The sequence below is a fragment of the Flavobacterium soli DSM 19725 genome (assembly GCF_000422705.1).
Classification (GTDB): Bacteria; Bacteroidota; Bacteroidia; order Flavobacteriales; family Flavobacteriaceae; genus Flavobacterium; species Flavobacterium soli.
In genome coordinates, this window is record NZ_KE383907.1 from 172,288 (window position 1) to 183,032 (window position 10,745).

Annotated in this window: 4 protein-coding genes and 1 pseudogene; 3 read left to right on the forward strand and 2 right to left on the reverse strand. The window is 34.9% G+C overall.

Features of this window, described 5'->3' with window-relative positions; all coding sequences use genetic code 11:
* Window positions 1-1,590: a peptide chain release factor 3 gene (locus tag G508_RS0116320; protein WP_026706310.1), complete on the reverse strand. Its 1,590-nt coding sequence runs from the start codon at window positions 1,588-1,590 to the stop codon at window positions 1-3.
* Between the two features lie 162 nt (window positions 1,591-1,752).
* Here G508_RS0116320 and G508_RS0116325 point away from each other — a divergent pair, with 162 nt between their 5' ends.
* Entirely contained in the window at window positions 1,753-2,403 is a 651-nt protein-coding gene (locus G508_RS0116325; RefSeq protein ID WP_026706311.1) for a response regulator, read from the forward strand.
* Here the strand turns inward: G508_RS0116325 and G508_RS0116330 are convergent.
* Window positions 2,400-5,438: a ligand-binding sensor domain-containing protein gene (locus G508_RS0116330; protein WP_026706312.1), complete on the reverse strand. Its 3,039-nt coding sequence runs from the start codon at window positions 5,436-5,438 to the stop codon at window positions 2,400-2,402. The genes G508_RS0116325 and G508_RS0116330 overlap by 4 nt on opposite strands.
* A 467-nt stretch (window positions 5,439-5,905) precedes the next feature.
* Between G508_RS0116330 and G508_RS0116340 the strand changes: the two genes are divergently transcribed.
* Window positions 5,906-9,478, forward strand: a complete 3,573-nt coding sequence (locus G508_RS0116340; protein ID WP_084626012.1) for a DUF11 domain-containing protein — start codon at window positions 5,906-5,908, stop codon at window positions 9,476-9,478.
* 80 nt (window positions 9,479-9,558) lie between these two features.
* Window positions 9,559-10,745, forward strand: a pseudogene (locus G508_RS20260) (hypothetical protein); the annotation flags it as partial.

Consider the following 10,745-nt stretch of genomic DNA (forward strand, 5'->3'; position numbering starts at 1 on the left):
TTATTCAAACTCAGACGTAAAGAACAGTTTTACATTCGGATATTTGCTTTGTGTCATTTGGATAGTGAAATCGGAATCGGCCAAGAAAACCAATTGTCCATATTTGTCATGTGCCAAAAATTTCTGCTTGATTCTTTTAAATTCCTTGAATTCATCACTTTTTGCATCGTTTGGTTTTACCCAACACGCTTTATGGACCGGGAAATTTTCATAGGTACATTTTGCACCATATTCATGCTCTAGTCGATACTGAATCACTTCATATTGCAAAGCCCCAACAGTTCCGATGACTTTTCTATTGTTCATTTCCAGGGTAAATAACTGAGCAACACCTTCATCCATCAACTGATCGATTCCTTTGTCGAGTTGTTTCGCTTTCAATGGATCGGCATTGTTGATATATCTAAAATGTTCAGGCGAAAAACTAGGAATTCCTTTAAAACTCATGACTTCTCCCTCTGTTAAAGTATCACCAATTTTAAAGTTTCCTGTATCATGCAAACCTACGATATCGCCAGGATAGGAAATATCCACTATCTCTTTCTTCTCTGCAAAAAAAGCATTTGGACTCGAAAATTTCATGTTTTTTCCTTGACGAACATGCAAATACGGTTTGTTTCGTTCAAAAGTTCCTGAAACGATCTTTAAAAAAGCAAGTCTGTCACGGTGTTTCGGATCCATATTGGCATGGATTTTAAAAACAAATCCAGATAGTTTTTCTTCTTTAGGGTCAACAAGTCGCGTTTCTGAATCCTTTGGTCGTGGTGATGGTGCAATTTCCACAAAGCAATCTAGCAATTCGCGTACACCAAAATTATTCAAGGCAGACCCGAAAAATACAGGTTGCAATTTTCCATCCAAATATTCCTGACGATCAAATTTTGGATAGACCTCATCAATCAGTTCTAATTCTTCACGTAATTTATCGGCAGGTTTCTGGCCAATAATCTTTTCAAGCTCTGGGTTTTGAACATCTGAAAAAGCGATGGTTTCTTCGATGTTTTTTCGGCTATCACCACTAAACAGGTTGATGTTTTGTTCCCAAAGATTATAAATTCCTTGAAAATCATACCCCATTCCTATGGGAAAACTCAAAGGCGTTACGGTCAATCCTAATTTTTGCTCCACTTCATCCATCAAATCAAATGCATCTTTCCCTTCTCGATCTAATTTATTGATGAAAACAATGATCGGAATTTTTCGCATACGGCAAACCGAAACCAATTTTTCTGTTTGTTCCTCAACCCCTTTTGCAACGTCAATCACCACAATAACGCTATCAACAGCAGTTAATGTTCTAAAAGTATCTTCGGCAAAATCTTTGTGTCCTGGAGTATCCAAGATGTTGATTTTTTTGTCTTTATAGTTGAAAGCTAAAACCGATGTAGAAACCGAGATACCTCTTTGGCGTTCGATTTCCATAAAATCCGATGTAGCTCCTTTTTTTATCTTATTATTTTTAACGGCTCCAGCCTCTTGAATTGCCCCTCCAAATAAAAGTAATTTCTCAGTTAGGGTTGTTTTTCCAGCATCTGGATGCGAGATGATTCCGAAAGTCCTTCTTCTGTTTATTTCCTGTATAAAACTCATTGTATGTATAAAAATAGGTTGCAAAAATACTACTTATTACTTAAGAATCATATTTGCTGGAAAATAGTATTTAGATTTATTAAACATAAATTTTTTAGAATGAATTTTTTAACATATTTTTGAATATTGTTTTAATCTTTCACCCCAAAGGAAAAACTATCAATGAACAAAAATCTTAGTATTCTTCTTGCCGATGACCATAGTGTTGTGCGTCATGGTATTTCACTTATCTTGAAAGGATCTTTCGATAATCTTGATATCGCCCATGCGGATGATTTTTTAAAAACTTTACAGCTGCTCAAAACCCAAGATTTTGATCTTGTGATTCTAGATATATCTATTCCAGAAGGAAAAGGAATTCAAATGGTAGAATTGATAAAGTCCATTCAGCCAATGGTGAAAATTCTTATTTTTTCGGCTCATGAAGAAGAGCTTTATGCTTTGCGTTATTTAAAAGCTGGTGCTGATGGTTATTTGAACAAATTAAGTTCTGAAACCGAATTTCAAGAGGCTTTTACTTCCATGATTAAAAATGGAAATTATGTGAGTCAATCCATCAAAAATCAGATTGTATCCAATACTTTAAATAAAAAATCTGATAATCCTTTGGAATTATTATCCAATCGAGAATTAGAAATAGCCAGATTGCTCGTTAGGGGCGAAGGAAATCTAGAAATTGCCAATAAATTAGAACTACAAAACAGTACTGTTAGTACTTACAAGAACAGAATTTTCGAAAAATTAGTCATCAGTAATACGGTAGCTTTGGTTGCCTTATTCAAATCCTATGATGATTTAGTGGATTATGATTAAGCACTTTCATGATCAAACATTAATGTGATTTTTGTTCCTTTGCCTAACTCACTTTCAATATTCATTTTGCCGTTTAAGATCAATAGCAATTCAATAATCATGTACATTCCCATGGTCTTGAATTTTTTGTCACGTTGTAAATCGTAATTATCAATCAACGTTTGATAGTATTCTACTGTATGTTTTTCTATACCATTTCCCGTGTCTTGGATTGAAACATAACTATATAAATCATCAGATCCAGCTGAAAATTGTATGGTTCCATAGATAGTGTTTTTTATGGCATTATCGAGTAAATTGTGTATGATAATACTAAACAGCTGCTTGTTTTTGGTTAAAATGGCCTCTGTTGGGATATGATTTTTAATTACCACTTTTTTTGCATTAGCAATATTTTGAAACAATGCAATTTTATTAAACACCACATCGTTAATTTTGAATTCTTCGTTGTCAATCACTCCTTTGTCAAGGTATCCCTTAGAATATTCAAGTAAATTATCAACAAAATTGAACATTTGGGAAGATGATGTGAAAATAGCCTGAATGTTTTCTTTCAAATCCTCACTGTCTTTATCAAATGAATCATACATGTATTTGCTTGCCATTGCCATAAACTTCAAAGGGCTCTTGATGTCATGGGTAATATACTGGATGATTTTTGTATTGTTCTCTATCTGTTTATTAAGGTTTTCTCGGGTTGCTCGAAGCGTGCTTATCGTACTCTTTAAGTCATTTGTTTGCTCGTTTATTTTTTTCTCCAATAGCAGGTTTTTTCGGGTAATGTATCTAACTCTAATGTTATAGGAAATGATTCCGATTACAATAATCAATAGAACGACTACTATTTTAAACCAGAGGGTTTCCCAAAAAGCAGGTTCAATAATGATTGTTATTTTTTTGTAATCGTACTTAGAGTCAAAACCAGATAGTTTTCTAACAATCAATTGGTATTCTCCAGGTGAAAGAGTTGTAAAAGAAATATTATTTTCTTTAGAAATTTTGGTCCATTCTTTATTTCCCGTACCTTCCAGTTTGGCTTCAAAATTTAAATTGTTCACGTTGCCATAATATGGGCTAGTAATAAAAAAAGTAATTCGCTCAAACTCTCTATTTAGAAACAAGGTGTCATTTATTGTTGTTCTTTGGTTGTCAACCATTACCTCATCAATGAAAGTTGGTTGTGTAGGCAAAACCGGTTCAATCTTATCAGGGTTAAAGGTTACCACACCGTTTATCGAAGGGAAAAATATATTTGTAGCATTTGTAGTAGCACAAGGCTGGCAGCCGCCATTAAATTCATTCGTTAAAAATCCAGCCTCTTTACTATAATAATGATAGTATATTTTGGAAATAGTTGCATTTGCATAATCCAGCAAATTTCGTTCTTTAACTTGAAAAAGGCCTTTGTTAGTAGAAATCCAGAAAAAGCCTTTTTTGTCTTCTACAATGCAATGTGAAGAAAGTAGATATTGGTTTTTATCTAATGGGAATGAATATATTTTATTATTTTTAAGAAGGAAAAAACCATTTTCATAAGTGCTAATCCAGATGTTTTTCTTGCTTGAGATAAAAATATTTCGCACCTTCAAACTTTCGGTTCCTTTTACACTGGTTACTTCTTTGTTTCGTAAATTTAATGCTTTCAAGCCGTCGTTTCCAGCCATCAATAAAGTATTGGGATCACATTTTGCTAAAAATTTTGGATGAAAATCAAGAGTTGTATAGGTAGTGAAAGTCGGATTTTCATCGGGAATAAAATTAAAGAGAATACCTGATTTTTTTCTTCCTAGAGCCAATGAATACCAAATTTTACCATTTGAATCTGCAAATAATGAGGTAATTTCTTTTCCTAATTCCCAAACTTTGCTTTGTTGATAGTCACCTTTTTTTTGATACCGAATTAATTTTGATCCTTCGTATGTCCATATATTTTTATCACGATCTAAGGCCATGCCATATTTGTCCGATGTAAAATTTAGATCTGCAATTATTTCATTGTTATTCATTAAAATTCCTGATCCGGAAATGACGGTTGAGGCATTCAAAGTTGAAAGTGAATAGAAAATTTCTGATAGTCCGGGCTTATTAGGGACCAAAGTTTTAAAATTTTTGATTTTATAAATACCTAAACCTTTTGTGGTACTTCCTAGATAGACAATCTTACTTTCAACATTAAAGTAGATACTGTTTATCCTTTGATTAGCCAAATCTTCGTTTTCAATAAGCAGCGACTTTTGTAGTTGATTATTTTTATAGTGAAGTTGATATAAATTATTGCCAGAATAAAAAAATGCTTGTTGTGCCACACTATTCCAATACAGCATGTTTTCAGCTTTTGGATCGATATTTAGAATCTTTTTCTTTATTCTCCCATTCTCAATAATTGCATATTTTCCATTTTTTTCGAGGTAAAAAAGGATATCTCCGATGGCGAAAAAATAACTATTACTTTCATATTCAAAATGAATTTTATGAAGAAGTTGTTTCTTGGCATTAAAAAGACGAACAGTGTTATTGTCTATAAAGTAATAATTTCCGGAAGCTAGTGGGATATGATAAGGACGTTTTGGAGCATCAAGCAAAAGACTCGGAACACCATTTGAAATAAAACGGCTGTTTGGGTCATTTTTATCAAATTGCAATGCCTTGGGATGTAATTTCTTATCTACGATATGCACTTTACGTTGATGTATAAAGATGCATTGTTCGTCCCAATCATTTGTAGTATATAAGCTGTCGGCTTGATAATTTCCGGTGATATATATGAGTCTGTTACTTTTTATCTGGGTAGTATGACTGTCATAGATGTCAAAATTTTTCCCATCATATCTAACCAATCCATTTTCAGTAGTCATCCAAATGAAGCCATATTTATCAGGAACAATAGATTTTATGCTGTTTTGAGGCAGAAATTCGCTATCAGTAGTCCAAGTCAATTTGCTTACTGATTGACAATAAGTCGTTTGAAATTGCAATAATGCAACAAATAGCAAAATGCAGAGAAGTTTAGGTGCAAATGACAAGCTTTTGATCATAGTGGTCTTTTAGAACCTCATCATTTGGAAAGGTTCAAATCGTGTTTTCGATTAAATAGCAATAATGGGGTAATCCAACAACAAATATAAAGTTGTTTTTTTAATATATATCATCTCTAAAGTTTAAAATACATAAGAAGGAGTTATGATATTTTAATAAATCTTGATTAAAATGAATTTGCTAAAACAAAAAGGCAACAAAAGACTAAAAATTATATTTAGAAATACCGTGTAGAAAAAATTCTACAAACCGAAACCATTTTGTACTACAAACAAAAATTTTTTTTAAGGAGATATTTGTAGTCTCAATTATGTAGTTCTGCAACCCCGCATTTTAGCCTTTTTTAAGCATAAATATGAGCAGAACTACTAATGAAAACAAATCATAATTCGTGCTGTTAGAACTTGGTTAATCAACCATGAACACCAGTGGAAACCCCATTGATCAATTAGATTAAACATTAATCATGCTTAAAGTCGTTACTAAAATACTGCTTTTCAGTTTTTTATTAAGTTCAAGTATTCTTGAAGCACAAACTCTATGGGGTTCAGGATCTAGGGATTTATATCCTGCTGGAATTGAAGGAAATAGAGCATGGCTGTCAAGTATGTGGTGTAACAACTGTTCATTTAATCCTTTTCCTACAACTGGTCGAGTTATGGTTTTTGCAAAAGTAGGTGAAACCATTCATGTTGGCTCGAGTGTTCAAGGCACAAATAACGGTGAAATCCGACTTTATCCTCCAACAGGTATTGGTGCTGGAGGAAATAGATACTACACTTCTGGAACTGGAGCTACAAATACTGCTGGATTAATTGCCAATAGAAACCAAGAGCTTGTTGGTCCAAATTTAGCTTTCAACACCAATAGGAACAAACCTGAATTTGGAAATAGTAACGGTTATACACCCTTTTCAAGAACAGTTGCTACAGGTGAAGAGGGTATTTGGGTTATCGAATTTGTATCAAGAGGGGGTGCAACTTTAAGTACAAATAGCACTGCAATTCTGCCAATAACCGTGAAAGCAAATAATGAATGGGTTACCCAACAAGATGCTGCTGGTTCAACTTCTGCATTTATTGCCGCATGGGATGTATCGGTTAGTAGCGGTACAAATTTTATCTCGGGAAGAGCCTTTATTACAAATTTTAGTGCTGGTATGAACCCTAATACTGCTGATGAATTGGGTGTTAATGATGGTTTTTTCGGAAAGTTTTTTGTATTGACAAAAGATGGATTTGCCTATAAAGTTGATAACAATGGACAGAACGGGCTTTCATTTAATTTCTTTGTAAACAACAAAGGTGTTGTAAATCATAAAGTTACTGATCCTGTGCCAACTTACAAAAGCTTTGGGAGTGCAACTTTCAATGATATCATCAATAAAATTTGGGATCCAAGAGATTTAGATAACGAATTGAATAATCACATTACCCACAAGATGTTTTATAGTGCACCTTCATTGGATATGCCAGCTGTTGCTCCATTATGGTATTTTAATCCAAGAAAAACCGATGGAACTTGGGATCCAACAGGAAGTACAGGTGAAATACGAACAATGTGGTTACGTCCTGTTAGAATCAATCCAGAATTGAGTGATTTTTCATTTATTGGTTCCGAAGGTACATTAAGTCAATCAGGTTCAAAGGGAGGATATGTCAATTTTGTTAGTAATGTCAGTGGATTTTATGATATACAAATTCCATTTGGAGCTCCATTTGCAAGTAGAACTTTACAAGGACCAGCTGTTCCTGGTCTCAACAGAGTCTATTGGGATGGATTGGATCAAAATGGAGTTCGCGTCACATCAGGAATTTCACTTTCCTCAATCACAACTTCTATTTCTGGAGCAGAGGTTCATTTTCCAATGTTTGACGTAGAAAATAATCCTTATGGTTTGACCATAGAATTGCTTAAATCAGATTTTACTTCCTTGGTTCCAAAAAGAACCACAGTCTATTGGGATAATAGCGATTTGCCAACAACTAGCGGATCGGTAGCTAATTTTTATCTTTCGGATGCTCAAAAAAATAATGCAACTACAGGTGCAAGTAGTGATCGAATTAACCCTGCTGCATCAGGTAATACTAAATACATCACGGCAAACCAGAGATGGGGCCAAATCAATAACGCGGATAATTCGAGTACAACTGGAAAGTTCGGTAATGATAAAACCGTTGATACATGGAGTTATGCACCAGGAGAACAAGAAACGGTTGATGGAATTGTGATCGATGTAAAAATATACGATCTTGAAGTGGTTAATGTTTTAAAAACGGCTGGTCCTAATACGGTTTCAACAGGAGGTAGTGTTACCTATGAAGTAAACATTAAAAATAATGGACCAATTGTAGCAGCTGGAGCCGAAACTGCTTCCTTCTTTTTCTATGTTCCAACGGGAGTAACAATAAACACAGGAAGTGTAGTGTTTTCGTCTGCTACGGGTTCAGTTTTGAATGGTGCTGCAATATTCGAAAATTTGCCATCAGGAAATGTGTATAGAGTTCAAGTGGATATGCCTGTAGATGGTTTAGGGAAATTTACGATTCCTGTTACTTTTTCGGCACCAACTTCAACAGCTAATGTAAATGTTTGGGGTACGATAATGCGAAATAACGATGTTGGAGATCCAAATGCTACCAATGGGGATTATCTAAATATTCCAAATCCAAGAGATCCTTTTGAAGAAGCAAATGGTATCCAGCAACGAATCGATCAAATCAATCTCAACACCAGCAATATACCTGCTACTTTCCCTTCTCTTAGTATAACAAATGTCAATGATACTAATTATACCAATAATATAAAATACAACAATCAGGTAACTTCCAGTAATGTAGCTACTACAACGCTGGAAATTACAAAAACAGGTTCAAGAACGGGAACTGCAACTGGAGCTTCAGCGTCAATAGCGACTTTTACCGTTACCGTAAAAAACATCGGAACCAGTAATTCAACCAATACAGTGATGACGGATGATTTGCAAGGAACACGATACAATTTTACAAAAAACACAACGAGTTATGTCGTGACACAAGGAACAATTTTGTACAGCCTAGCAGACGGTATCGCTGGAACTGGAAAAATAACTTGGAACATAGGAACTCTGGCTCCAGGAGAATCTGCTACTATAGTTTTTAATGCTGTCAATAATATGACAGGTACTGGAACAACGGCACAAAATACTAATACTGCAAACGTAAGTTCGAATGAAGCCGGAATCAAGACAAGCTCTGTGACACTTTCTACCAATACAACAGCAGTAGATTTAGCAGTTACTAAAAATGTTGCCAATCATCCAACTGTTGCAAACAGAGTGGTTTTTACGGTAGTTGCTAGTAGAATTTCGGGTAGTTCAAGCAATATTGTAGTACGGGATCTATTGCCAGCAGGTTATACTTATGTGAGCCATACAGCGGCACCAAATAATGCAAGCTATGTTCCGTCAACAGGTTTATGGACTATAGGAACACTTGATGGAACAACCACCAGCCGAACATTAACAGTAACGGCTAGTATTGATGCATCAACTGGAGCAATTAATGAATATTTAAATGTTGCCACAATAATTGGATCATCTGTACCAGATAATAATCTAACCAATAATAGTGCTTCCGCAGAAATAAAAGCCGACTTGCAAATAGATAAATCGGTTAATCAGATCAATCCATTAAAAGGAACTCTAATCACTTTTACTTTAGTAGCAACCAATTTTGCAAGAGTAGATCACAATCATGCTACTGATGTGAAAGTAGTTGATGTCTTGCCGGCTGGTTTTGAATATGTAAGCCATACAACACCAACTATTGGAACCTTCAACAGTACTACAGGAATGTGGGATATTGGAAATTTGAACTATAATGCCAATGCAACTTTATCCCTAACAGCAAAAGTAAAGACGTCTGGATCCTATGTGAATACCGCTACAATTTGGGGCGGACAAAAAGATAATTTCCAAGCCAATAATGTTTCTACAGTTACCGTGATGCCTAAAAGTTTGATGGTAACGAACCCTATGATATATCAAAGAATAAAATAAAATATTTAAAATTTAAAGCCTCAATCCATACAATTCAAGAATTTATAATGATTTCAATAATGTCAAAAAAATATTCCACCATGTATTCAAAATTACTCCTCTCGATAGGTATGTTATTATTAGGATATACTGTAAGTGCTCAAGTGGGTATTGGAACGGATACACCAAATCCTTCCACACAATTGCATGTGGTTGCTAATGATAAAGGTATGCTTATACCACAGGTACCGTTAACGAGTACAACAGATGCCATTACGATTACAAACGGAAATGTAGAAAGTTTGTTAGTTTATAACACCAATACAGTTGGTGACATCACTCCGGGTTATTACTATTGGTACAATAATAAATGGAACAAAATTATTTCTTCTGCAGATAATGGATTCACAGAAACGCTTACCGTATTATATTATAATCAAGAGAATGAAACTTTAAATTACACCGATGAAAATGGAGACACCTATGTAATTGATCTATTTGAATTAGTGGGTCGTGCAGAATCTATAACAACTTTAGGCTTAGATCCAAATGGCAATTTAATTTACACCGATGAAGAAGGACAACCTACACTTATTAATTTGGCTGGAGTTGTACATCAAAATGAAACATTAACCACTTTAGTTGATAACGGTAATGGAACATTTACCTATACAAATGAAGATGGTGTGGCCGTTACCATCACTACACCAACTGGTGCAAATGGTAATGGTATTGTATCAACTATAGATAATGGAAATGGCACTTTTACCTTTAATTATACAGATGGCACGAGCTTTACAACATCAGATTTAACCGGTCCATCAGGACCAGCGGGTTTGAATGGAGTTAATGGTACGAATGGAATTAACGGAAAATCGGCCTATCAACTTGCATTAGAAAATGGATTTGTTGGAACTGAAGATGCTTGGTTGGCAAGTTTACAAGGAACTAATGGAACAAACGGAGTTGACGGAACAGACGGAAAATCTGCCTATGAAATTGCAGTTGACAATGGATTCGTAGGAACCGAAGCTGCTTGGTTAGCAAGTTTACAAGGAATTGATGGTACGGATGGAAAATCAGCTTATGAAATAGCGTTAGAACAAACGGGAAGCACAATGACTGAAATAGAGTGGATTACTTCTCTCAATGGAACAAGCGGAACAAATGGAGAAGATGGAGAAGATGGAAAATCAGCTTATGAAATCGCCATAGAACAGACAGGAAGCACAATGACCGAAATGGAGTGGATTACTTCCCTCAATGGAGCAAACGGAGTTGATGGAAC

Coding starts and splice junctions, on each gene's coding strand:
- G508_RS0116340 (WP_084626012.1), top strand. CDS start 5,906: ATGCTTAAAGTCGTTACTAAAATACTGCTTTTCAGTTTTTTATTAAGT.
- G508_RS0116330 (WP_026706312.1), bottom strand. CDS start 5,438: ATGATCAAAAGCTTGTCATTTGCACCTAAACTTCTCTGCATTTTGCTA.
- G508_RS0116320 (WP_026706310.1), bottom strand. CDS start 1,590: ATGAGTTTTATACAGGAAATAAACAGAAGAAGGACTTTCGGAATCATC.
- G508_RS0116325 (WP_026706311.1), top strand. CDS start 1,753: ATGAACAAAAATCTTAGTATTCTTCTTGCCGATGACCATAGTGTTGTG.